Origin of the sequence: Brumimicrobium aurantiacum (genome assembly GCF_003402975.1) — a bacterium.
GTDB classification, from domain to species: Bacteria; Bacteroidota; Bacteroidia; order Flavobacteriales_D; family Crocinitomicaceae; genus Brumimicrobium; species Brumimicrobium aurantiacum.
In genome coordinates this window covers 1-26,608 of the sequence record NZ_QURB01000005.1, presented here as the reverse complement: position 1 = coordinate 26,608, position 26,608 = coordinate 1, and the positions used below count along the sequence as shown (strand labels likewise).

Below are 26,608 nucleotides of genomic sequence, written 5' to 3'. Positions count from 1 at the left end.
ATGTTTTAGAAGTTGATACTCACTCCGGGTCCAATCAAAAAGAAGAATTTAGACTCATTCAAAAAATATCCCATTCCTGCATATAAGGGGAAACTAAATCTTCGGTTTTTTGTCGTTGGATATACAGAGCCTAAGACAACAATTCCTAAATCTCTTTCTGCATTTTCATTGAAATTAAATGCGTTCTTAGCTAAAAATCCAGAACCAATTTTGAAGGGACGTAATTTCTGAATTTCATCACGTTGATAAAAAGAGAATTGAGCTAACATCGAAATAGAAATACCACTTAGCCCAGGAAATCCAGGTTCTCCAACTTTCTTGATGATTAATCCTGCTGGAATAGATAAATCAACATCAAACGTGACATATTTTGATTTTATGATCTCTACACGACTGGTGTATCCTTGTCCACCGTATATGTTCTTCCTGTGTTTAATAATGAGTTCTATTTTCGCCCAATCTTCCATTGCATGTGTCTTGTTAGAAAGATAATCATTAATGGAAATGGGTTGATTCATGCATCCCGTTGAGCTTGTATAAGAAAAGCTCCTTGGAGAGTTTGATCCAGGACAAACTACAATGTCATCAATTATTTGTTTCTCAACTAACTTGTTATTATTGTCTGTGATACGTACTTCAATCTCTAAAAACTGTTTTCCATAAAGTTCAAAAGCATCATCAATGTATTGATTGTCAAACTGAATGTTTACATCTCCTATTGTTGACTCATGTAGGATCGGTTGTGTAGCATCCTTTGCAACTACGGGTGTTCCACCATATTCAATAATCACAAAATCAAGTTCTTTCGGACGTTGATATTCTATGATGTCTAACATTACTCCGGTTTTCTTGTTTCCAGAATATATATTGATACTTTTCTTTCTAATATCAATTGGAACCTTTAATAAATAATGTGCTACAGATTCGTTTTTAATTAAGCTATCATTAGAAATGTCTATTAAATCTTCAAATTGAAAATCAGTTCTACTTAAGCCTTCTCCTTCTAGTCTGATTTCAACAACTTCTCCTGGGTATACTTGCCTAGATTTTACCCAACTTCCACCTTGTCTTAGAATACTTACTTGATTGATTTTTGGCTCAGGTAAGATATTGATATTGGTAATGAATTTAGGTGCATCACCATCTTTTATGTAAAGATAGCCAGTTGATATTTTGTGATAATTGTATGGTCTAAACATACACAAAACTTTATCATTGCTTAATCGTCTTACAGTATAAAGCTCGGCAATTAATGGTCCTCCTTTTTGATCTGTAGCTTCTAGTCTATAAGTTTTGTTGATGGCTAGAAATCTGTGATTGTCAATTTGTAACTCAATTCCTTTTGTATTGTTTCTTTCCCAAATAACTTCTTTATCTTCGAAGGTCAAGAACTTTAATCTTGATCCCTTTACATTGAAATTGAAAGATTGTTTTTCTAAGGTGTATTTAGCTCTTCTACCAGTTAAATTTGGTCTATATAGCTTAATGACAAAGTCCATTTCTATATTTCCCGTTTCAGTGGGAATAAATGATATCCAAATTTTTCCATCACTGCGGTGAATTCTAAATTCATACCCATCTTTTTGTTTCCATAATGGATCGATGACTATGTTTTCAGGGTGATTTGTAACGAGTTCAAATGTTTTTTCATCTCCAATATAAAGATCACTTTCACCAGGGTATATTGTTGCGTAAGTATGGGTGTGTTGGAAAAGAGGTATAGATAGTACTTTGCCCTCACGTTCCAATTGAATTTTCAAAAAACTGATGTCTGTGAGATCAGCAAATTTAACTTTAAATTGATAGTAACCTTCTGCGTTTAAACTAAGTGAATCTAAAATTTGATAATCATTACTTGGTGTTAACTTCCATTGTGGTTCACCCTCTACAATACCTCTAGGAAATACCCTGAATTCAACAGTTGGTTCAGGATCTGAATATTCGAAAGGTAGTTTCCATTCGTTTTCGATGTATATGCGATCTAAAGTGTATTTGTAAATATTTGTATCAATCATTAGTTGGACTTCAGAAAATTGAGAGAATAACCTGATTTTTTCTGAACTAATTTGACCTTGAGATTTAAACGGAATGACGAAAAAAAGTAAGATTAGATTGAAAATGAAATACCTATGTTTAAAATTACTCATTCTATTCGTTTTAATGCAAAGATAATGATCAGAATCAATAAATTCGAAATCGATTCTATAGATTTTATGGAAAGGAAATACTTATGATTGGTTACAGTTCAATGCTAAATCTATTTCGTGACATAGAAGGCGTAAATAACACCAGGAAGCCAACCGATGAAGGTAAGTAATAAACTGATTAGAAATTTTCCGCCCAAACCATGTTGTAGAAATACAGAAAGTGGCGGAATAAATAGATTAAGTATTATCGTTAATATAGACATAGATATAGTTTTGTTTAAGTCTTTAAAATACAATTATTATTTGATATAATGGACTGAAGACTTATGTTTTAAAAAATTTTATAATTTGAAGTTTTATTGTTGAACAAAGTTGTATTTAGACTGTTTGTATAGAAAAGTAGATATGTTTCAACTTAAGCATAAACAATTTATACCAACGGATATTGATACGTGTTGGAAGTTTTTTTCTTCTCCTGCTAATCTTAAGAAGATTACACCTGATTATATGGGGTTTGATGTGAAAAATGAAATTCCTTTAGAGATGTACGAAGGATTAATGATAGAATATACTGTTAAACCTCTATTAAATATTCCAATGAATTGGATCACTGAAATCACACATGTAAAGCACCAGTCCTATTTTGTGGATGAGCAACGAAAAGGACCCTACAAAATCTGGCACCATGAACATCATTTTAAAGTTGTAAACGGAGGAGTTGAAATGGAAGATGTTTTAACCTATGTCTTACCGCTTGGTTTTATCGGTAAAATCGCCCATGCCTTATTGGTAAAGTCCAAAGTTCAAGAGATTTTTAATTACCGTAATAAAAAGGTGAAGGAGATTTTTAATTAGTTAAGATTAACTTTATATATTTGCGCCGTCTCTAAGGGGTGTCTGTTTAACGACGGACTGAGATTACACCCATTGAACCGGATCAGGCTAGTACCTGCGGCGGGAAGATGACTAAATATGAATAGAGTTAATTCGACTCCGATCATTATCGGAGGATTATAAATCCAAGAATTAGCCCCTGATTCTTGTTAAATGTTTAAAAACATGAAAACAAGAAATGTTATGAAAGCCTTAACAGCGGCATTGTTGCTGTCATCGAGTGCAATCGCACAATTGCAAATTTCCGGAAAAGTTAAAAACGATTATGGTGAAGCCTTGGAAGGTGCTAAAATCACTGTTGTTGGCGAAAGAACCGGTGCTATCTCCTTGTCAGAAGGGAGTTACAAAATTACAAACCTTAGCAAAGGAACCTATGAGTTGAAGGCCAGCTTTTTTGGGTATGAAACAATGTCGAAAACAGTTCAGCTTACTGAAAGTAAGGTGGTAAATTTTGAGTTGAATACCTATGTGCTAATGCAAGAAGGGATTGATGTAAGGGCCGTAAGAGCGAATAAAAATACGCCGACGACTTACACCAATATCAGTGAGGAGGACATTGAAAAGCAAAATTATGGTCAAGATTTGCCTTATTTGCTAGGTTCAACACCTTCAACTGTTGTGACTTCAGATGCTGGAGCAGGAGTTGGATACACGGGGTACCGAATTAGAGGTGTAGATCCGACAAGAACAAATGTTACCGTTGATGGTATTCCAATGAATGATGGGGAATCTCAAGGAGTTTTCTGGGTAAATATGCCTGATTTTTCTTCTTCAATTTCAAGTATGCAGGTGCAACGTGGAGTTGGAACTTCTACAAACGGTTCTGGTGCTTTTGGGGCAAGTATTAATATTGCAACCAACAAGTTGAAGCAAGAACCTTATGCTGTAATTGACAATTCAGGAGGTTCATTCAATACAATCAGAAATTCGGTGAATGTTGGTACAGGAATGATCAACAATAAATTTACTGTTGACGCTCGATTGTCAAGAATTAAATCAGATGGATATATTGATAGAGCGAGTTCAGACCTAAAATCCTTTTTCCTTTCGGGAGCTTATCATGGAAAGAAATCGACGCTAAGGTTGAATATTTTTAGTGGTAAGGAAAAGACTTACCAAGCGTGGTATGGAACTCCAGAAAGTAGAATAGAGGGAGATGAACAAGCAATGATGGATTATGCAGCTAGAAATGGTTTGTCTGATGATGAGTTGGATAATTTATTGACATCAGGAAGAACGTATAACGCTTATACCTATGATAATGAAACAGATAATTATCAGCAAGATCACTACCAATTGCATTATGGATATCAATTCAATAAAAATTGGTATTTAAAAGCCGCAGCACATTATACGAGAGGAGCAGGTTATTACGAGAATTATGAAAATGATGATGACTTTGCACAATATGGCTTTGACCCGATAGTAGTAAATTCTGAAACCATAACAAGCATGGATTTAATTAGAAGAAGATGGCTCGATAATCATTTTGGTGGTGGTATCTTTAATATTAACTACGATAATTTCAAAGGTTTTGATTTTGTGTTAGGTGGTGGTTTAAATAAATATGTTGGAGATCATTTTGGTGAAGTCATTTGGGCAGAGTATATGCCAAATAATGAAAAAGGAGATGATTACTATAACAACTCTTCAACTAAGTACGATGGTAATCTTTATGCAAAATCTAGTTATGAATGGAAAAAGTTCACATTTTTTGCTGATTTACAATACAGACATATTGACTATTCTTTTTTAGGTATAGATGAAGTGAATGGTAATATAGAAGAAATAGGACAAAGTGTTTATTACAACTTCTTCAATCCAAAAGCAGGTTTGTCTTACCGATTAAAAGAAAATCAATCGCTTTATGCATCTTATGCGATAGCAAATCGTGAACCGGTACGTAAAGATTTTAGAGAGAAAACAGTTGAAAACAGACCTTCACATGAAGTGCTTTACAATTTAGAAGCAGGGTATAAAATGAATGTGAAGAAAGCTTTCTTTAATGCTAATGTTTATCATATGCAGTATGAGAATCAGTTAGTATTAACAGGAGAAATCAATGATGTTGGTGGGTACACCCGAACAAATGTAGAGGATAGTTACAGGTTAGGATTAGAGCTTGAAGGTGGTTACCAAATGTTCAAAAAACTTGGAATTACAGGTAACCTTTCAATGAGTCAAAATAAAATCCACAACTTTATAGAGTATGTAGATAGTTATGATGCTTCGTTCAATACTCTGGAACAAGAAGAAATTTTACATGAGACGACTGATTTGGCATTTTCTCCATCTTTTATCGCGGGGTTGACATTGAATTATGCTCCAGTAAAAGGAATGAGAGTGAGTTTAATGAGTAAATATGTTGGAAAACAATATTTGGATAATACATCTAATGAAGATCGTGCAATGGACGCCTACTTCGTAAGTCACTTAGATGTTTCATACACTTTCAGCGCTTTTGGAATAAAAGAATTAACAGTTGGAGGTCGCGTAAATAATGTTTTTAATGAGCTGTATGAAAACAATGGTTATACTTTTTCATACCTTGTTGATGGCTCAAGAACTCAAGAAAACTTTTATTATCCACAAGCAGGAAGAAACTTTTTAGTGAGATTGTTAATAAAATTATAGCACGACAAATAAAACAACTTTCATTTTTAGGATTTTGTAAAAAAAATTAAAAAAGCCTTTTTCAGAATATTGTCTGGAAAGGGCTTTTTTATTAGATGTTTTAGATGAATGGCTTAATTTCATCGCTAAACGAGCTATTACTCCTCGTTAAATCATTTGCTAAATTGTTTGTTAATATTAAAAAAACAATTACTTTAGTAAAATTATTATAATTTTAAAACACGCGATTTATGAATAATTTTTACAAAAAAATGAAAGGGGTTGGCCTGTCTTTATTGGCAGCAGCGTCTTTCGCAACAACATCCAATGCTCAGTGTACAGCTGAGGTAGCTCCTTGGACAGAGAGCTTTTCTGGAGGGGCATTGCCTTCATGTTGGGAAAATAATTCCTCAGGTACAGGTACATCAGCCTTCTGGAAATTCTCAGGAGCTCCCGGATATGGAGCGACTGCAAATGGACGACCTGCAGGTTCTTATGCTTGGAATGATGGGTCTACTCCAGAGGTAGCAAATGTTGAATTAGTAACTCCAGAGATAGACGTCTCAGGATTAACAAGTCCAGAACTTTCTTTCGAATGGTTTAGTAACAATACAAATAATCCTGGTGATAATGTTCCATTGATTATTGAAGTATATGATGGTACGAATTGGGATGATTTGGATACCTTGATGGGGGATGATCCACTATGGAAAACAGAATATTATGACTTGAGTGCGTATTCAGGAAGTAATCTTATTAAAGTTCGTTTTAGGTCAAATCAAACTGTAACTTCCTCTTCAGCATTTTATAATGATATTCTGTTGGATGAAGTTAGAATAGCGAATCCAATTACTTGTCACGAACCAACTGATTTGGCTGTGTCTAATGTTTCTGCAACTTCTGCTGACTTAACATGGACTGAGAATAATGGTGCTTCGACGTGGAATGTAGAATGGGGAGCGCCTGGTTTTGCCGTAGGTACAGGAGCGCATATAGGTCAATCTACTGGTACGAATAGTAATCCATTAACAATTACCATTACACCATCAACTGAATATGAGTTCTATGTTCAAACAGATTGTGGTGGTGGTGATGAAAGTTTTTGGAGTGGCCCTTATGCTTTTTCAAATACATATTGTTTACCAGTTTACACAAGCACATCAGAATTTCTTTCATTAATTGAAACCTATGGTGCAATTGCAGATGTTTCACATACTGCTACTTCTTACCCGGCAGGTGGGTTTACTGATGAGACAGCGCAGGTGTTACAGGCTTATGAGACACTTACTTTTGATTTAAATTCCTCTTATGATCCAACCACTTATAGTTACACCGTAAGAGCGTGGGTTGACTGGAACAATGATTTTGTGTTTGATCACGCAACAGAAATGGTTTCTACTTCTTATGGTTCTTCTATTATGACGCAACAAATTACTATTCCAGCTGGAACTCCAGTAGGAACTTATCGTATGAGAGTAAGAGGTGAGTATGCGAACGCAAATACATTACCTTGTAGTAGCGAAACTTGGGGGTCGGCAGCTGACTTTACATTAGAAATTATCACTCCGCCTTCATGTTTGCCTCCAACAGATATTGATACGGTTGAGGTTACAACTACATCGGTTGAGTTAGAGTGGACTGAGCTTAATGGTGCAACTGAGTGGATTATCGAATACGGTACAACTGGATTTGTTCAGGGTTCTGGTCAATTGACAAGTACTAGTACTAATCCAACTGTCATTTCAGGATTAAATCCGAGTACACAATATGATTTTTATGTAATGACAGATTGTGGATCGGGTGATTCAAGTGCTTGGAGAGGACCTTTTTCTCAATTTACTGATTGTGGGATAGCTGTAGCTCCATACTATGAAGCATTTGATAATGCTGTGCTGCCACAATGTTGGGAAAATCTATCAAATAATACAAGTACAAGTGCAAATAACTTCTGGAAATTCTCTGGAACTCCGGGTTATGGAGCAACGAATAATGGTAGAGCTGCTGGAACTTACGCATGGGCTGATGGTTCTTCAACAACACCGGATAGTATGATGTTGGTGACTCCTGAAATTGATATTTCTCAATTGTCAAATCCTTATCTTTCTTTTGAATGGTTTAGTAACAATACAAATAACCCTGGAGATAATGTTCCTTTAATTATCGAAGTGTTTGACGGAACGAATTGGAACTTGTTGGATACATTAATGGGGGACGATACAGAATGGATGTTTACAAATTTTGATTTAACACAATTTCAAGGTAATATTATTCAGGTAAGATTTATGGTTAATCAAACTTTCCCAAATTCATTGGCTCAATATAATGATATCTTATTGGATGAAGTAAGAGTTGATGACTGTGTAAGTTTAGGAGGAATCGATGGTTCAATTGACATTTGTAGGTTAGAAGATACTCTTGATTTGAATAATGGACTAATTACAAAGCCTAATGGAACTGGTTTCTGGACTTTCCCTTCTGAACCAACATTTGTAACGCAAGATTCTGTGTTTAACTTTGATTATCTAGCGCCAGGTTCTTACGAAGTTTACTACGTAGAACGTTATGTATGTTTTGATACTACAACTGCTACAATTAATGTTTTTGATTTGTCTAGAGCAGGTGAAGACGGTGTAGTTGAAGTTTGTCAAAATGAACCAGTGAATTTGTTTGGAGCCTTATCAGGGAATGTTGATCTAGGAGGTGAATGGTATGATTACCAAGGAACTTTGGTAGGTTCTCAGTCGATAGCTGCAAATATTCCAGGAAGTTATAATTATGAATACATAGCAGATAACGGAGTTTGTCCAGCGGATACTTCAATTGTTGAGGTGACTGTAAGGCCAGACTGTGATTATTTATCAATTGAAGGAGAAATGTTTGCTGATCTTTCAGTTTACCCTAATCCTGCAACAACATTGCTAAACGTTGTTAACCCATCCAATGCTTCAGAATTGAAGGTTGAAATGCTTGACATGAATGGACGTGTTGTATTGGTTGAAAACCAATCTTTAAACAATGCCTCGGAGGCGACTTTATCAATAGGTCATCTTGAAAACGGTGTTTATACATTAAGAATTTATAACAATGAAGGTCATAAAACTTTTAAAGTTGTGAAGCAATAGATTGATCATAAAACTATGTTTGGAAAGCATCCCTTTTTAAGGGGTGCTTTTTTTTTGCCCTGCAACGCAAATGATCTACTTTTTTATAGCTATGATTTATTTGATAATAGGGGTGAATAAATTATTTAAAGTTTTGTTAAAAGATTTGGAATGATTATTTTTAACCTATTATTTTAATTAAAAACACGCGATTTATGAACAATTTTTACAAGAAAGTAAAGGGGATTGGGCTTTCTCTTTTAGCCGTAGCCTCGTTTGCTAATGTTTCTAACGCTCAATGTCCGCCAGAAGTGGCTCCTTATCTTGAGGAGTTTAGTGGTGGTTCTTTGCCGTCATGTTACACAAATACTACTTCAGGGGGTACTTCAGCCAATGAATTATGGAAGTTTACGGGTGCTCCCGGTTATGGAGCTACCTCAAATGGTCGTTCAAATGGAACTTATGCATGGGTTGATGGATCTACACCAAACCCTTCGAGTACCGATCTTACAACGGTAATGGTAGATTTGTCTCCTTTAACGACACCAGCATTAAGTTTTGATTGGTTCAGTAATAATACAAATAACCCAGGAGATAATATGCCTCTGAAAGTTGAGGTGAATGATGGAACAACTTGGACAACGATTACAACCCTTAGTGGTGATGATCCTGCTTGGCAAGAAGAAATTTTGGATTTATCAGCCTTTACAGGTGCTACTGTGCAAGTTAGGTTTTCTATTGATCAAACAGTGCCTGGTACTGCTTTTTATAATGATATATTATTGGATGATGTTAGGTTGTTTGAAGCACCAACTTGTTTTAAACCAGATAATCTGTTAGCGGCAAATATTTCAAATACTTCTGCGGAATTATCATGGACTGATCCTAATGGCTCCACAACATGGAATGTTGAGTGGGGAGCTCCTGGTTTTGCAGTAGGAACAGGTGCACATATTGGACAAGTAACAGGAACAAATAGTAACCCATTAAATATTACAATTACTCCTCAAACAAATTATGAATTTTACGTGCAATCTGATTGTGGAGGAGGTGATTTAAGTGAGTGGAAAGGTCCTTATGCTTTTAATAATATTTACTGTACGTTTACAACTACAAGTTCTTCACAATGGATCAACTCTTTCCAAACGACTGGAGGTATTATTGATATCAATAATCAAAATTCTGGTCCTGGAACAACGTCTCCAAGTTACTCAGATTTCACAACTACAATGCTTGATGCATATGAAACGCAAACCATTGATTTTGATATGGTAGCGAGTAATACTTCAACAATTTGGGGGGTGTCAATTTTTGTTGATTTCAACAATAACTTTAATTTTGAATCATCTGAGGAAGTGTTTAATTCTGGTGGTTATATGGCATTACCAGGAAGTGGTTCGTTTTTTATACCTGCTGGAACACCAGTTGGTCAATATAGAATGAGAGTTGTTGCTGCATATATCAACTCTTCTCCAGACCCTTGTAGCGCGAGTAATGGTGAAGCGGAAGACTACACCTTGAATATAATAAATCCTCCTTCTTGTTTACCTCCAATTGATGTCGATACCGTTAGTGTAAGTACTAGTAGTGTTGAACTAGAATGGAATGAATTAAATGGAGCTACAAATTGGGTGATAGAGTATGGATTAAGTGGTTTTGCTCAAGGTACTGGTGCTGGACAGCAGATAAGTGTGAATACAAATCCTGCTGTTGTTTCAGGTTTAAATCCAAGTGCAGAGTATGATTTTTATGTATTAACAGATTGTGGTTCTGGTGACTCAAGTGCATGGAGAGGTCCATTTACTCAATACACTGATTGTGGTGTTGCTGTGGCTCCTTTCTATGAAGGATTTAATAACGGTATTCAACCACAATGTTGGGAAAATCTCTCTAGTTTAAATAGTACAAGTACAAATAATTTTTGGAAATTTTCAGGAGTACAAGGTTATGGTGCAGCTAACAACGGGAGAACTCCTGGTAACTTCGCATGGGCTGACGGTTCTTCAGTTACACCTGATAGTATGATGTTAATTTCTCCTGAAATTGATTTATCTCAATTGACTAATCCATATCTTTCATTTGAGTGGTTTAGTAACAATACAAATAATCCTGGTGATAATGTTCCGTTGATTATCGAAGTGTTTGATGGTACAAACTGGAATCTTATTGATACTTTAAGAGGAGATGATCCTGAATGGTTATTTACAAACTATGACTTAAGTTCATTCATAGGAAATATTATTCAAGTGAGGTTTATGGTTAACCAAACTGCCACAAACTCTTTAGCTCAGTATAACGATATTCTTATTGATGAGGTGAGAATTGATGATTGTATAGATTTAGGAGGGATTGACGGTGATTTGGATGTCTGTAGATTAGACAGTACAGTTAACTTAAACGGAGGTCTTATTACAAAACCAAATGGTGGAGGAATTTGGTCATTCCCTAATCAACCAGTATTCCTTACTCAGGATTCTGTATTCAACGTTTTAAGTATACCAGTTGGTAGTTATGATGTTTATTACGTTGAAAGAAACGTTTGTTATGACACAACAATCGCAACTATTAATGTATTTAACCCTTCAAGCGCAGGGAATGATGGTGTAGCTGAAGTATGTCAAAATGAACCAATAAGTCTATATAGTGCTCTATCAGGAGGTGTTGATTTAGGTGGTGAATGGTATGATTATCAAGGTTTACTTGTCGGTTCTCAGGTGATAGCTGCAAATATTCCTGGAGCTTATAATTACGAATATATTGCTGATAATGGTGTTTGTCCTGCTGACACTTCTATTGTTGAAGTAACAGTAAGGCAAGACTGTGATTGGTTATTAATCGAAGGAGAAGAGTTTACTGATATTTCGGTTTACCCTAACCCAGCTTCATCAGTTCTAAATATCGTTAACCCATCTAATACTTCTGAATTAAAAATAGAAATGTTAGATATGAATGGTCGTGTTGTTATGGTTGAAGATAAAGCATTGAACAATGCTTCTGAAGCAGCAATAACAATAAACCATTTAGAAAATGGAGTTTATACGTTAAGAGTTTATAATAAAGAAGGTCACAAAACTTTCAAAGTAGTAAAACAATAATAAAGTTAACTTCTAATTTAAAGCGTCTTTCTTGCGAAAGGCGCTTTTTTTTTAATTAGCTTGTAATTTTTATTTCTTTTTAAAAGGAATTGGTGTAACCATTCTTTCGTGTGTGCGAACTGAAAAAGGCACGATAACAGTTAGTTACTTTTTTTTAGTTGTCTTAGATTAATTTTTTTTGTTAATTATTGCTTATAAATTGGGCTTTACCGTGTATTTAGATGTGTAAATGTTTAAGAAATATTAAACAGGTTTACTGTGTCTTAATTCGGATATGAACTTATGTTTGGGCCCTATTGTATAAACTATATAAAATATTTATGAAAAGAAAATTTTTTAAAGGTTTGTTGCTTATGGGTGCATTTGCACTAAGCTCAAACCTTAATGCACAAAGTTATTGTGATTTTACCATCACATCAAGTAATCCCCAGCATATTAATAGTTTTGCTACTACGGGAGCTGTATCAGATATCAATAACACAGGTTCGGGAGCGGGCTCAACTACAGCTGGTTACTCTGACTTTACCTCAACTGTTTTACAATCTTATGAGATGCAAACGGTTGATTTTACAATTGAGGCTAATAATACCTCAACTTACGGGGTATCAATTTTTATTGATTGGAACAATGATTTCACCTTTGATTCTGCTGAAAAAGTATATGGATCTTCAGGCTACGTCTCATTTCCATTGTCTAATTCATTTACTGTTCCTGCAGGTACGGCATTGGGGCAATATAGAATGAGAGTGGTTGCTGACTATTTAGGAGGTAACCCTGATGCTTGTTCAGGATCTAGCGCTGAAGCAGAAGATTATACTATTGAGATCGTCAATATACCTTCTTGTTTACCGCCACAAAATATTTATACATCAAATTTAACCAGTACTTCTGCTGAGATCGGATGGACAGAAGTTAATACTGCTACAACATGGAATGTAGAGTATGGTGCTGCAGGATTTACACCAGGAAATGGTACTCTTGTGAATGGAGTTACGAGTAATCCTTACACTTTTACAATTTCACCATTGTCTGAATATGACTTTTATGTTCAATCCGATTGTGGTGGGGGTGATTTAAGTGCCTGGTCGGGTCCATACTCATTCTCTAATCAATATTGTGATTTCACAATTACGAGTGGTTCACCCCAACACATTAATTCTTTTACAACAACTGGAGGTGTTCAGGATATAAGTAATTTAAATTCAGGGGCTGGAACAACGGCAGCTGGATATTCTGATTTTACATCAATTGTTTTACAAGCTTATGAAACTCAGATTATTGACTTTACAATTGAAGCAAGTAACACTTCTACGTATGGTACTTCTATTTATGTAGATTATGACAATGATTTCAACTTTAGTTCTGCAGAAAAAGTTTATACATCTTCTGGATATACATCAATGCCAACTTCAGGTTCATTTATGATCCCATTTGGAACAACTACTGGACAGTACAGAATGAGAGTTGTTTCTGACTATTTCGGAAGTAATCCTGGTGCTTGTTCAGGGTCTAGCGCAGAAGCTGAGGATTATACTTTGGATATAGTGACTTCTCCTTCTTGTCTTCCTCCAATTGAAATTGATACAGTTTCTGTAGGAACAAATAGTGTTGAATTAGAATGGAATGAACTGAATGGAGCTACAAACTGGGTGATTGAATATGGTTTGTCAGGTTTTGTTCCTGGTAACGGAACAGAAGTTGTCGCTTCAACAAACCCTTTTACAGTGACTGGATTAAACCCAAGTATTGAATATGAGTTTTATGTACGTACAGACTGTGGAGCTGGTGATTCAAGTGATTGGAGAGGACCAATTTCACAATATACAGACTGCGGTATTGCCGTAGCTCCTTTCTATGAAGGATTTAACAATGCAGTTCAACCACAATGTTGGGAAAACTTGTCTTCAGACCCTAGTTCAAGTAGTAATAACTCATGGAATTTCAATGATCAAGGAGATTATGGTGCTGCTAATAATGGACGATTAGCAGGAGAATTTACTAAAGTAGATGGTAATTCTCCTTATGCGGATAGTGTGATGTTGATTACTCCTCAAATTGATATCTCTCAATTAGCAAACCCATACCTTTCTTTTGAATGGTTTAGTAACAATATAGAAAATCCAGGAGATAATGTTCCATTGATTATTGAAGTGTTTGATGGTACAAACTGGAATCACATTGATACCCTTAAAGGTGATGATCCTGAATGGAGATTCGTTAACTACGATTTAAATGCTTTTGCAAATAATATCATTCAAGTTCGTTTTATGGTGAATAAATCAGTAACGATAAATTATTCATGGTATAATGATATCTTACTCGATAATGTAAGAGTTGATGATTGTATTGATTTAGGAGGAGTTGATGGTGTGTTTGATGTATGTCGATTTGACAATACAGTGAACCTTAATGATAATATTATTGTTAAACCAACAGGTTCTGGTAATTGGTCTTTTCCTGATCATCCAGAATACCTAAACCAAGATTCAGTTCTTAGTGTGTCTTCTCTTTCTGAAGGAGGTTACGATTTGTATTATGTTGAGAGAAACGTGTGTTATGACACGACTTTTGCCACTATTAATATTTATAATGAATCAAGAGCTGGTCAAGGTGGTGTAATTGAAGTATGTCAAAACGAACCAATTAATCTTTATGGTGTTCTTTCAGGAAATGTAGACTTAGGTGGAGAATGGTATGATTATCAAGGAACTCTTGTAGGTTCCCAAGCAATAGCTGCAAATATACCTGGAAGTTATAACTATGAGTATATTGCAGATAATGGTGTTTGTCCTGCGGATACTGCTGTGGTTGAAGTATCAGTTAGACCAGATTGTGATTTCTTATCAATCGAAGGTGAAATGTTTGCTGATGTTTCAGTTTACCCTAACCCAGCATCATCAGTACTAAATATCGTTAACCCATCTAACACTTCTGAATTGAAAATCGAAATGTTAGACATGAATGGTCGGGTTGTAATGGTTGAAGATAAAGCATTGAACAATGCTTCAGAAGCAACATTAACAATAAATCATTTAGAAAATGGAGTTTATACTTTAAGAGTTTACAATAATGAAGGTTACAAAACTTTCAAAGTTGTTAAACAATAATATGGTTGATTTTTAACTAAAAGCGTCTTTCTTCGGAAAGGCGCTTTTTTTGTATGTGTCAGTAGATGCAAATTATGATTGTTTTTTAAAAAATGGTATATAGAATTTGAATCAGGAATTTTATATTTTTTTTACTGAAATAAATAATGTAATTTTGATCAAACACAAAAAAAATACTGATGAAAAAATTATCTATTAATTTGCTCTGTAGTATATGTATTCTACTATTTAGTTTTTATACCTACAGTCAAACAACATTTAATGTTCCTGAAATTTTGTACTACAAATTTGATCAGTCAGGGACAATGGTAACTAATCATGCGAATCCAGGAAGTTCAGGGTCAGGAACCATTAACGGATCTTTATCTCAATCTGGAATTGGTCAGTTTGGATCTGCATTAGAAGGGTCTGGAGTTTCAGGGACAACAAACTATATTAATACAAATTATTCAACATCATTGACAGGTGATTGGACAATTTCTTTTTGGGTGAATATGAATGAACCATCGGGAACTAGGTATATTTTTGGGGATGCAACAGCAGGATCTTTCAGATGTTTTGCTGGAGGGGTCGCACCTACTGATGGTCTTGTTTTACGTGGGACTGGATGGACAGATTTAGAAATTCCCAATGTTTTAGGCGTAACAGGCGGAAGTGTCGTTACAATAACCTATACTGCATCAACAGGAATGAGTGAAGTTTTTGTAGATGGAGTTTCTGTTAACTCAGAAGTGCAATCAACAAATTTGACAATTAGCGGAAGTAATTTTAGTGTTGGATCTTATGGAGGATCTAGTAATACAGGGTTAGATGGCCAAATGGATGAGTTTCGTTTATATAATAGAGCTTTAAGCGTTGCTGAAATTTCTTCTACATATAATCAAACATTGCCCTTAAATATTGTTTGTGGTGTAATTACCAATACAAGCTTTTCCAATGTAACTGCAACTAGCTTTGATTTTACATGGGATCATGGTTCAGGGAATGATGATTATATATTTGAATATGGTCCTGCTGGATTTACGCCTGGTACAGGTCTTCAAAGTACTGGTACAATTACAGGTACATCAACAACTGAAAGTATCACTGGTTTAACGCCTAATACTGATTACTCTGTAATAATTACTGAAAATTGTAACAACGGTAATGACGATTATACATTAGGACCAATATCTATTAGAACAGCATGTGGAGTTGAGGTGGCACCATTTTATGAAGGTTTCAACAGTGCGGCGCAACCAACATGTTGGGAAAATCTATCTTCAGATCCGAGTACAAGTGTAAATAATTTTTGGAATTTTAATGATCAAGGTGATTATGGCGCAGCAAATAATGGTAAAAATGCAGGAGAATTTACTAAAGTTGATGGGAATTCACCCTACTCAGATAGTGTGATGTTGGTTACTCCTCTAATTGATATTTCTCAATTAAACACTCCTTACTTGTCATTCGAATGGTTTAGTAATAATACAAACAATCCAGGTGATAATGTTCCTTTGATCATAGAAGTGTTTGATGGTAGCTCATGGAATTTGATAGATACTTTACGAGGTGATAGTACTGAATGGATTTTTGTTAATTACGATTTATCAACGTATCAAGGGAATGATATAAAAGTTCGTTTTATGGTCAATAAATCTGTTACAAATAGTTATTCTTGGTATAACGATATATTACTTGATGAAATTAGAGTGGATGACTGTATTAGCCTTGGAGGTCAAGATGGAAGTGTGAATGTTTGTGCTTTTCAAGATACTATTGATTTAAATAATGGAATCATTACAAAACCTAATGGAGGAGGTATTTGGTCTTTCCCAAATGAACCTGCGTTTCTGACACAAGATTCTGTCTTTAATTTTGAATATCTAACACCAGGTTCTTACGATGTTTATTATGTCGAACGTTATGTGTGTTATGATACAACCATAGCTACAATAAATGTGTACGACGAATCAAAAGCAGGGGAAGATGGTACTGTTGAGGTATGTATGAATCAACCAATCGATTTAATCGGTATTTTGTCAGGTCAAATTGATCTAGGGGGAGAATGGTACGATTTCTCAGGGAGCTTATTGACAACTCAACAGCCAATCGCCTCAAATGTACCGGGAACGTATAATTATACATATATCGCAGATAATGGTGTTTGTCCTGCAGATACTTCTATCGCGGAGGTAGTTGTTAGATCCGACTGTGATTATCTTTCAATCGAAGGTGAAATGTTTACTGAACTTTCAGTTTATCCTAATCCTGCAACATCACAATTACACATTGTAAACCCTTCAAACACTTCTGATTTAAAAATAGAAATGTTGGACATGAATGGGCGTGTAGTTTTGGTAGAAAATCAAGCCTTGAATAATGCAACAAAAACAACTTTATCAATTGATGAATTAGAAAATGGTGTTTATACACTAAGAGTATATAACAATGAAGGTTACAAAACTTTTAAAGTTGTAAAACAATAGTCAAAAAGTTAATTGTTAATTTAAAGCGTCTTTCTTCGGAGAGGCGCTTTTTTTATGTGTATATTTTTATTATCCGCTGATATTCTTTAATTTGCAATGAAATTAGCTGGTTGTTTAGCCACGAATAATACACTACATATGAAAACACATCTACATATATTACTTCTCATCTTATTGTCAAGTGGTTTAGGGTTTAAGGCCTTGGCCCAAACACAATGTACCCCAACTGATGCTCCTTTTTATGAAGCTTTTGATAGTGGTATAATCCCGCAGTGTTGGGAAAACCTGTCTTCAATTGTACACACAAGTCCTGAAAATTTCTGGATGTTTAATGACCAAGGTGATTACGGTTCCGCAAACAATGGTAGATCTGTTGGAACGTTTGCCAAAGCAGATGGATCTAATCCAAATCCAGACAGCTTGATGTTAATTTCCCCAGAAATAAATCTAACTCCATTAACAACGCCTTATTTATCTTTTGAATGGTATAGTGATAACACCAATTATCCAGGAGATAATAATCCGTTAATCATTGATGTTTATGATGGAACAACTTGGACAAATTTGGATACTTTATCAGGAGATTCAACAGCATGGCTATTTCAAAATTATGATCTATCGGCTTTTATGAATCAAACCATTCAAGTGCGTTTTATGGTCAATCAAACATTAACTTCAAATCATCCGATTTACAATGATATTTTATTGGATGAAGTGCGCATTGATAACTGTGTGAGTACAACAGGTCAAGATGGATCTGCAACCGTTTGTATTACAGGTGATTTAGTGAATTTAGATGATAGTATAATTGTGAAACCCAATGGAGGTGGTTATTGGTCTTATCCAAGTCAACCTAATTTGGTGTATGGAGCTGGTTTTGATGTGTCTACTTTGAATCCTGGGGGGACATACGAGGTTTTTTATATCGAACGATTAGTTTGTTATGATACAACCGTAGCAACGATAACTTTTTACTCATATGATCAGGCAGGTAACAATGGTCAAGGTCAGGTGTGTGAGAATGAACCGGTTGGCCTTTTTTCATTTTTAAGTGGAAACAGCTCTTTAGGTGGAACTTGGTATGACTTTATTGGTAATCAAGTGGCTGGTTCAATGGTTACAGCACCAGGCATTCCTGGGAGTTATGATTACTTGTATGTTGTTGAAAACACCAATTGCGATGATGACACCGCAGTTGTTAATCTAAATGTTTTTGAATGTGGACTGGGAATTGATAATAATGCTTTTAATCAAATTTCTATTGCTCCAAATCCAGCAACGACTCACATAAATATTCAAAATTCTTTTAATGTGTCAGCCTTAAAATTTGAAATGTTAGACATGAATGGTCGAACAGTGAGGCTTGAAAATTCAGCACTCAATAATACTGGGAAAGTAACACTTTCAATTGATCATCTGGAAAAAGGAATTTATACGCTAAGGATTTATAATACAGATGAAAGTAAAACTTTTAAAGTGGTAAAACAATAAGGAGGAATCGGTGTTAGAATGTATATCAAATGGTGATTTTGTTGTGACCGCTCCTTGAATTAGGATTATTACAGTCCAATTTTCATCATTCAATTCTAAACTCTGATTATGAAATACATTTTATTTGTTGCTGTCTTTTTAATAATTAATGTTCAATTCTCCTTTGCACAAGGTCGTGTTGATGGTTTTTATAAGGGAAAAGGAAATATAGAACTTGCCATCGGTGGAGGGGTAGAATTTGCTTCGCATTACTTTGCAGGAACTGATAAAATATCTCTTTCTAGAGAAATTTATTATTCGAGTCTGACAGTAGCTTCAGGAATAACCGATTGTTTCGATATTTACTTGAATATTCCCTATGTAATGATAGGAAATGAAAGTTCCATTTAAGATGGAAGTTTATTTTTGAAATATCTTATCGCTCAAAAGAGATTAGAAAAAGGTGTACTTTCATTTAGCCTTGCCGGTGGGTATTCTTCAAACCTTGCCGATTACCAAGTGGGTGGAGTTGATGCAATTGGTCAACAAGCAAAAATCTTAGACATTCGACCAGTATTGCATTATCAGAATGGAGCATGGTTTGCAACAGCTCAGTTCGCTTATAATTATAAATTTGATCCTGTACCTAATGCAACAAATGCAAGTCTAAAAGTTGGAAAAGCTACGGCAACATATTATTTTGATTTTTGGTATGAAAACATGTATACCAGTGGTGGATTTGATTACAAAGGAACTCCAGCACCGCCTTCATTCCGTGAATTAGGGGTAAGTTATCATAAAGTTGGGGGTACATTTTACAAACCATTAGGACAACGGTTTGGAAGTTATCTAAGTGCTGCCTATGTCTTAAGTGGCAGAAATATCGGCCAAGGTCCGATAGTTAATATTGGATTTGTGTTTAAGAATTTATAGTAAAAGCATTCGGCTGAATGTAAATCAGTACCATCAGCCGAACACGTAAATATTACTCTTTTGGTTAATCGATTTGTTCTATTTCAAATCCGACTTTTTCAACGGCATTGATCACTTCTTTAGAAACATCAATTGAAGCATTAATCGTAAGTATTTTATCATCACTTCCAAAATCGATATCCCATTCTTTTATGGCTTCGATATTGTTTATTCCGGGTGTGACTTTTTCTTCACAACCTCCACATTTTAATGTCGTTTTAAATTTTAATGTTTTCATGTTTTTTATTTTTTAAAAATTTCAAATTATAATTTCACTTGTTTCAACCTCAAACTATTCAATACCACAGAAACCGAACTAAAGGCCATCGCTGCTCCAGCAATCATAGGGTCGAGTAAAAATCCATTTACTGAATAGAGCACTCCAGCTGCAATTGGAATACTGATTACATTATAAAAGAAGGCCCAGAATAAGTTCTGACGTATTCCTTTTACCGTTTTTGATGACAGTTTTAAGGCTTTTGGAATTGTTGCTAAATCTGAAGTGGTTAAAGTGATTTTGGCCACATCCATCGCAATGTCAGAACCATGTCCCATTGCGATACTTACATCTGCTTGAGCCAATGCTTCAGAATCGTTTATTCCATCTCCAACCATGGCTACAATACGACCTTCTTTTTGCAATTTTTTTACGAAATCTGACTTGTCAGAAGGCATAACATCCCCTTTGAAATCTGTAATTCCAACTTGTTTTGCCACAGCTGCTGCAGTTTTTTGATTATCTCCTGTTAACATGTAAACTGCAACACCTAAATCTTTCAAGTCTTTAATTGCTTGAACAGAATTCGTTTTAATTTCATCTGCAATTCCTAAAATGGCAATCAATTGTTGTTCATCTGTAAAGAAAACTACCGTTTTAGCTTCGTTTTGCCAAGTTTGTATTGTTTCATTAAGTTGTTCGTCAATTGTAATTCCTTGTGCTTTAACTAAAGCCCTATTTCCAATGAAATAAGCTTTTCCTTCTTCATCTACAGCCTGAACTCCTTGTCCTGTAATACTCTTAAAATCTTTCATTGGAGAAGGCGTCATCCCATCTTCTTTTAATTTTCGTATCACTGCATCAGCCAAAGGATGTTCTGAATCAGCTTCCAATGCCAATAGTTTAGAACGCAAAACTTCCTTGTTTTCCTTGATTAACCATTTTTCGTCTGTCAGATTGGGTTTGCCTTTGGTGATCGTTCCTGTTTTGTCGAGAATAATCGCATCTACTTTATGTCCCAATTCTAAGCTTTCGGCATCCTTTATGAGAATGTTGTTTTCCGCTCCTTTACCAATACCAACCATAATGGCAGTTGGTGTGGCTAAACCCAAAGCACATGGACAAGCAACAATCAATACCGCAATGGCAGTGGTTAATCCATGGGAAAAAGCCAATTCTCCACCAACAATCATCCAAATGATAAAAGTTAAAACTGCAATTCCAATTACCGTTGGAACGAATATACTCGCGATTTTATCGACCAACTTTTGCACTGGAGCTTTACTTCCTTGCGCTTCTTGAACACGCGTAATAATTTGTGAAAGAAAAGTGTCTTTCCCCACTTTTTCGGCCCTAAATTGAAAGCTTCCTTTTTGATTTACTGTTCCAGCGAAAACTTTTTCTCCTTTTGTTTTTTCAACAGCTGTAGGCTCACCAGTAATCATGCTTTCATCTACAAAAGAATTTCCTTTGATTACTGTGCCATCTACTGGAACTCTTTCACCTGGACGTATGATAATTGTATTTCCTTTTTCAACTGCATCAATTGGAATTTCTTGTTCTTCACCATTTATGATTGCACGCAAAGTTTTTGGCTGTAATCCCATTAGCTTTTTCAAAGCTGTTGAGGTATTCGATTTTGCTTTTTCTTCAAAAACTTTTCCCAATAGAATAAAAGTCACAATTACAGTGGCAGCTTCATAATAAACATGGGCTTCAATTCCTCTACTTTCAAAAAAAGAAGGGAAAAAAGTACTGAAAACACTAAAGGTAAAAGCAATTCCTGTACTCAGAGCGACTAATGTGTCCATGTTTACGCTTTTGTTTTTGGCCTGTTTCCATGTGTTGATGAAAAAACTACGTCCAAAAATAAACAATACAGGAATGGTGAATATAAGCGAGATGTACTTTCCAGGTTCCCATTGCATAAAAAACATTCCCAAAATAAAAACAGGTAAAGTCAATATTCCTGCCCAAAGTGTTCTTTTCTTAACTTCCTTATATTCTTTGTCTTGTAAAGCTGTTTGTTCCTCCTCGGCATTTTCTGAATTGATGATGATGTCATATCCAGCGCCTTGCAAGTTCGATTGCAGTTGTTCTTGACTTACAATTTGTGTATCATAGCTTACCAAAACAGTATTTGATGCAAAATTGACTTCAGCATTTGAAACACCATCGGTTTTTTTTAGAATATTCTCTACACTCGAGGCACAACCTGCACATGACATTCCAGTAACTGGAAAAGTAGATTTTTCTATTGTTTGTGTGCTCATTTTTGTTTGTATTTATGAGTTACAAATATCAAGGATGTATTTATAAAATGTGTTACACTTTTCTGCGAAAAGGATATGATTTTTTGGTAAGGGTGATTTTGTATGGGTGATTTGGTAAGGGTGATTTGCAAATCACCCTTACCAACCACCAATCCCTTTCCTCTTCAAATCATTAGACTCCTTATATTCCGTCAAGGTCATACCGGTTTCCTTTTTGAAAATACCAGAAAGGTATGCAACACTATTGTAATTGAGTTGATGTGCGATTTCGGCTGACGATAATTGACCATAAGAAAGTAGCTCTTTTACCTTTTCAATTTTCTGAACAACAATAAAACGATTAATGGTTATTTTTTCCATGTTTGAAAATAAGCGACTCAAATAAGAATAATCATATCCTAACTCTTCACTAAGAAATGCAGAGAAGTTTTGGGTTAATGGTTCTTTTTTGTGGTGAATTTGCTCAATAATTAGCGTCTTGATTTCTGAAATCAGTTGTGCATTTTTAGAAGAAAGTAATTCAAAACCTAAAGTTTGAAGTGCTGTCATTAGTTGTTTCAGTTGATCGTCATTTAAAACGTGTTTGAGATAAACTTGACCTAACTCAACTTTCTCCACAGGTATTTCCAATTGAAGCATCACCTTTTCCACTGCGGCAATACACCGTGGACAAACCATATTTTTTATGTGAAGCGTTTTTGTCATGACCTAAATTGTAATTCGAAATTACTAAAAGTTTTTGGATTTGACTTTAGGCCATAAGCATTAAACTATATGCAATATGCCTACGTCAACAGCATATAGCTAATAAAAAAAATAAGAAAATATTTGAAAATCAATAAATTGTTCTTAGCTTAGATGTGATTTATATAATACTACTATTATGAAAAACACCCTAATGAATTTGTGTTCACACACACACACACACACACACACACAGGCGAGTTTATCAAAATAAAAGTAAATGGTCAAATGGTTCACCGTTCAAATACATTTAACTTTAATGTAATAGAGAGCGGTGATCCTGGATATGTTCAAGTACATTCAAACAAAAGAAATTTAACTAGGGATGGTCGTATGATTTTCCCTGTTGGGCAGAATTTTCCTTCTCCAGGTGGAGACACGGGGCAAGAGTGTGGTGGTAATTTTTCTAGTATAACTCCAAATACCGAAAATTGTACTGATATTACAGTGTGGAATGATTACCTTGACGAAGTAGAGAGTTACTTCAGTTTAGGTAATCAATATGGTGATCCTAACAAACCGAAATTTATTAGATTCGTTGCGATGCCATGGTCAAGTTCAATTGAATTTGAAGAAAAAGGAAATTATTATAACAGATTGCATTACGCTTCAGAAATTGATAAGCTTATTGATTTATGTGAAGAATATGATGGACTAATGATTTATGATTTAATGTACCAATCGCAGTTTATGTACCGTAATTATTACCCTGATTGGTGTTGGGAGCACCTTGACACTAATGGTACTCATATAAATGCTAATTATCCATACTATTGCTACAATGATGATCCCGGTCCCGGAGGTAAAAAACCACATGAAATGTTTACAAACCAGGAAGACTTAAATTACCATAAACAACGTACGCGTTATATATTATCACGTTATGGTTATTCAACTCAAATTTATGAATGGGAGCTATTAAGTGAACCTTTTCATTTAAACTCCCATCCAGTTGGAGGCTCACCGTTTGGAGATCAAAATCATCCTGAACATAATATTGTAAGGAATGCGGTTTCTAATTATCATGATGTTATCTCAAGATATATTAAAGATTCACTTTCATGGAATCGTCAATTAGTAGGTATAGATATGGGGGCAACAGCTAACGTTTTTGATAAACAAAGTATAGCTTTGGGTAGTATTGATATTATAGGGTTTAATCCTTACTATGTGAAACCAAATGAGTTAATTGTTTCTAGTAATTCTTCTATGTATAAATTCGTAAAAGACATAAATATTGAAAGAGCTATTAATGACTTACACCCTGTTCCTGTAATTATTCCAGAAGGTGGTATACGTGATAGTTATAGCTCTTGTTCAAATTATGATTTACGTTCTGTAGATGAAATGACCCTCGGTTTCACCGGAGTTGCTGGGTTTCACTTATGGAATGGTAGAGCGGAACATACTGCAAATTATATTGAACTTTGGAAGAACACTTTTAGAGCCCAAAACCACATGAATGGTGATGATGTGATTAATACCTTGAGTGATGGCTGGGGCGATTGGAAGCATGGGATGGGGAAAGGAAAATTAAAAGAAAATGATTATGATGATGTTGAGGCAGTCGAGATGCAATCGTATGTTTCAAGTAACCAAGAAATAATTGTAGGTTACATAAAAAACAGAACTTACAATGTTTATACACAAAGTTCTGGAGGAATATGTGATAATGTTGGTTGGAATAACCCAGGAAATAACCCAGTAAATTCATTATATAATTTTCAATGGGACGACATTAAAAATTTAGAAGTGTTAAAAGTTGATGACGTTTTAACTTTAAAAACTTATGATGTTGATTTTTATGGAGATATAAATGGTACAATCCAATATATCTCTACAGATAACAAATTAAGCTCAATTGGAGGTAAGCTTAAACTCCGCTACCCCGAACTCTATGTTGAAGAACATTGGCAAAACAGACCTGTAATTTGGTTTGTAGCCAAAAGTGAAGATTATAACGGCATGATGCAAAACAACGATATCACAGAAGATTCAACAGATGTATTTTTAAAGGAGTTTTTAGCTATTGACCATGATACCTTGACTCAAGCGCCTTCACTAAAAGTTTACCCTAACCCTTTTGAAGATTACTTTATTGTAGAAAGTCCAGTTGATGATGAGATGATAATTAAGGATCCTACTGGAAGAATTATTCTAAAGGAAAGGATTTCAAGTGGCCAAAATCGTTTACAAACTGAAGCATTAACGAGTGGGATATATTTTGTTCGTTTCGTTGGACAAGGTGAAACTTTTAAAATTGTAAAACGATGATTAGAGAAACTTTAATTTTATTTTGCTTTATTTCTTCTTTACATGTTTTGACACAAGTTGAGTTAAAACCGGTTGTTTCCATTTCAAACACCAATTCATTTTATGTTTTTCATAAATCCTTTAATACAACTTACATTGAACAGTCCTTTCTAGGTATTAATACAAGTTTAGGTATGGAATTGTCTACTAAGAAAAGCAAAATTAACTTTTTCGTAAATTATCAACTATCAGGTAATTTTATTCCTAGTGATTTCTTTGGTAGCATACTTAACAAAAAGTTTTTTAAATATAGGAGTCACTTCTTAGGAGGAGGAGGGGCTATAATTTTCAATAGAAACACACGATTCTCACCTTATATTTCATTTCTTATCTCTAGTGAAGTTTCAACAAACTCAAGGTCTGCCTATTTAAATGACTCTTATGGTTTTAGGGATTATCCCCTTCTTCTTAATGGATATCCATCACCTAAAACAGAGTATTGGTCTTACTTCTATATTTCTACGCCATTTATCAGCAGTGTAACTGGTGGTTACACTTTTAAGATTAATAAAAATTTTAATGTCAATCTTGGTGTAGGATACGGTTTAAGAATAATGAAAACAAAGTATGCCGAATGGAAAGAAGATGAGGATATTTATGAAAAGTTAAAAAAGGTTCCCTCAGAAACTCATTATTTCCACATGCTCGATGTACAATTAGGCTTAGCTTACTCCTTCTCTTTTAAAAACAAACCCAAACCCCAATAATTTTCCGTAAATTGAAAATATGAAACCCGAGAATCCAAATATAAAAATGGCTTATGAGAGGAAAATGACCCTTGGTTTCACAGGTGTTGCAGAATTTTCTACTAACCCATTCCAAAATCATATCTCTATCCGAAGTCCTCAAAAAGACCAAATGGTTTTAAAGTCTGCAAAAGGAAAAGTTATAGGTAACTATGAAATTGAGAAGGGACAATCAAGAGTGAACACTGCGAACTTTTCAAGCGGCATGTACATCCTCACTTTTATCAATCAAAATAGATCCTTTAAACTGATTAAGCTATGAGAGTATTAATATTTATAATAATATTTTTGATAACTGGATTTGCTAATTCGCAGGAAGATAGAAATATGGGTTTAGTTGTGAAAACCTCATTTAGCCTTTATGGACCTTTATTATATTCTGCAGAAAATGGCAATACTTACAATTCTGTAAAAGGAGAATTGGGAGTTGTTTTTCAAAGACAAAAGA

Annotated in this window: 18 protein-coding genes and 1 riboswitch; of the genes, 13 read left to right on the top strand and 5 right to left on the bottom strand. The window is 34.8% G+C overall.

Annotated features, from left to right (window positions below; genetic code table 11):
• Positions 1-5: 5 nt before the first annotated feature.
• Complete coding sequence (locus DXU93_RS08825; protein ID WP_116880921.1) at positions 6-2,147, bottom strand: hypothetical protein; 2,142 nt, start codon at positions 2,145-2,147, stop codon at positions 6-8.
• A 110-nt stretch (positions 2,148-2,257) separates the two neighbouring features.
• A complete protein-coding gene (locus DXU93_RS08820) occupies positions 2,258-2,410 on the bottom strand; it encodes a YqaE/Pmp3 family membrane protein (protein WP_116880920.1) in 153 nt (50 codons plus the stop codon).
• A 142-nt stretch (positions 2,411-2,552) separates the two neighbouring features.
• Between DXU93_RS08820 and DXU93_RS08815 the strand changes: the two genes are divergently transcribed.
• The 9 genes from DXU93_RS08815 to DXU93_RS08775 all read left to right on the top strand — a co-directional run bounded on the left by DXU93_RS08815 (position 2,553) and on the right by DXU93_RS08775 (position 19,828).
• A complete protein-coding gene (locus DXU93_RS08815) occupies positions 2,553-3,002 on the top strand; it encodes an SRPBCC family protein (protein WP_116880919.1) in 450 nt (149 codons plus the stop codon).
• A gap of 24 nt (positions 3,003-3,026) precedes the next feature.
• Positions 3,027-3,124: riboswitch (TPP riboswitch) on the top strand.
• 82 nt (positions 3,125-3,206) lie between these two features.
• Complete coding sequence (locus DXU93_RS08810) at positions 3,207-5,675, top strand: TonB-dependent receptor (protein WP_205679250.1); 2,469 nt, start codon at positions 3,207-3,209, stop codon at positions 5,673-5,675.
• Between the two features lie 230 nt (positions 5,676-5,905).
• Positions 5,906-8,776 (top strand): GEVED domain-containing protein, encoded by a 2,871-nt coding sequence (locus tag DXU93_RS08805; RefSeq protein ID WP_116880918.1) that lies wholly within the window; start codon positions 5,906-5,908, stop codon positions 8,774-8,776.
• Positions 8,777-8,970: 194 nt separating this feature from the next.
• Positions 8,971-11,850: a GEVED domain-containing protein gene (locus DXU93_RS08800; RefSeq protein ID WP_116880917.1), complete on the top strand. Its 2,880-nt coding sequence runs from the start codon at positions 8,971-8,973 to the stop codon at positions 11,848-11,850.
• A 320-nt stretch (positions 11,851-12,170) separates the two neighbouring features.
• Positions 12,171-14,957 (top strand): GEVED domain-containing protein, encoded by a 2,787-nt coding sequence (locus DXU93_RS08795; RefSeq protein ID WP_116880916.1) that lies wholly within the window; start codon positions 12,171-12,173, stop codon positions 14,955-14,957.
• 179 nt (positions 14,958-15,136) lie between these two features.
• Positions 15,137-17,425, top strand: coding sequence for a LamG-like jellyroll fold domain-containing protein (locus DXU93_RS08790; RefSeq protein WP_116880915.1), 2,289 nt, complete (start codon positions 15,137-15,139; stop codon positions 17,423-17,425).
• 138 nt (positions 17,426-17,563) lie between these two features.
• Positions 17,564-18,916 (top strand): T9SS type A sorting domain-containing protein, encoded by a 1,353-nt coding sequence (locus DXU93_RS08785; RefSeq protein WP_165851371.1) that lies wholly within the window; start codon positions 17,564-17,566, stop codon positions 18,914-18,916.
• A 108-nt stretch (positions 18,917-19,024) separates the two neighbouring features.
• On the top strand, positions 19,025-19,306 hold the full coding sequence (locus DXU93_RS08780; RefSeq protein ID WP_116880913.1) for a hypothetical protein: 282 nt from the start codon (positions 19,025-19,027) through the stop codon (positions 19,304-19,306).
• A gap of 15 nt (positions 19,307-19,321) precedes the next feature.
• Positions 19,322-19,828, top strand: a complete 507-nt coding sequence (locus DXU93_RS08775) for a hypothetical protein (protein ID WP_116880912.1) — start codon at positions 19,322-19,324, stop codon at positions 19,826-19,828.
• 64 nt (positions 19,829-19,892) lie between these two features.
• Here DXU93_RS08775 and DXU93_RS08770 read toward each other — a convergent pair whose 3' ends face one another.
• From DXU93_RS08770 to DXU93_RS08760, 3 genes are all read right to left on the bottom strand, one after another.
• A complete protein-coding gene (locus DXU93_RS08770) occupies positions 19,893-20,105 on the bottom strand; it encodes a heavy-metal-associated domain-containing protein (protein WP_116880911.1) in 213 nt (70 codons plus the stop codon).
• Between the two features lie 26 nt (positions 20,106-20,131).
• The gene (locus tag DXU93_RS08765) at positions 20,132-22,357 is read right to left on the bottom strand and encodes a heavy metal translocating P-type ATPase (RefSeq protein WP_116880910.1); all 2,226 of its coding nucleotides are present in this window, start codon (positions 22,355-22,357) and stop codon (positions 20,132-20,134) included.
• A 138-nt stretch (positions 22,358-22,495) separates the two neighbouring features.
• Positions 22,496-23,062, bottom strand: a complete 567-nt coding sequence (locus tag DXU93_RS08760; RefSeq protein WP_116880909.1) for an AraC family transcriptional regulator — start codon at positions 23,060-23,062, stop codon at positions 22,496-22,498.
• A 201-nt stretch (positions 23,063-23,263) separates the two neighbouring features.
• Here DXU93_RS08760 and DXU93_RS08755 point away from each other — a divergent pair, with 201 nt between their 5' ends.
• The 4 genes from DXU93_RS08755 to DXU93_RS14960 form a co-directional block, all read left to right on the top strand.
• Entirely contained in the window at positions 23,264-25,375 is a 2,112-nt protein-coding gene (locus DXU93_RS08755; protein ID WP_123776093.1) for a T9SS type A sorting domain-containing protein, read from the top strand.
• Entirely contained in the window at positions 25,372-26,121 is a 750-nt protein-coding gene (locus tag DXU93_RS08750; protein WP_116880907.1) for a hypothetical protein, read from the top strand. Before DXU93_RS08755 ends, DXU93_RS08750 begins: the two co-directional genes overlap by 4 nt.
• A 19-nt stretch (positions 26,122-26,140) precedes the next feature.
• Complete coding sequence (locus DXU93_RS08745) at positions 26,141-26,422, top strand: T9SS type A sorting domain-containing protein (protein ID WP_116880906.1); 282 nt, start codon at positions 26,141-26,143, stop codon at positions 26,420-26,422.
• The coding region (locus DXU93_RS14960) for a hypothetical protein (RefSeq protein ID WP_133296833.1) at positions 26,419-26,608 on the top strand (190 nt) is incomplete at its 3' end. The genes DXU93_RS08745 and DXU93_RS14960, both read left to right, overlap by 4 nt.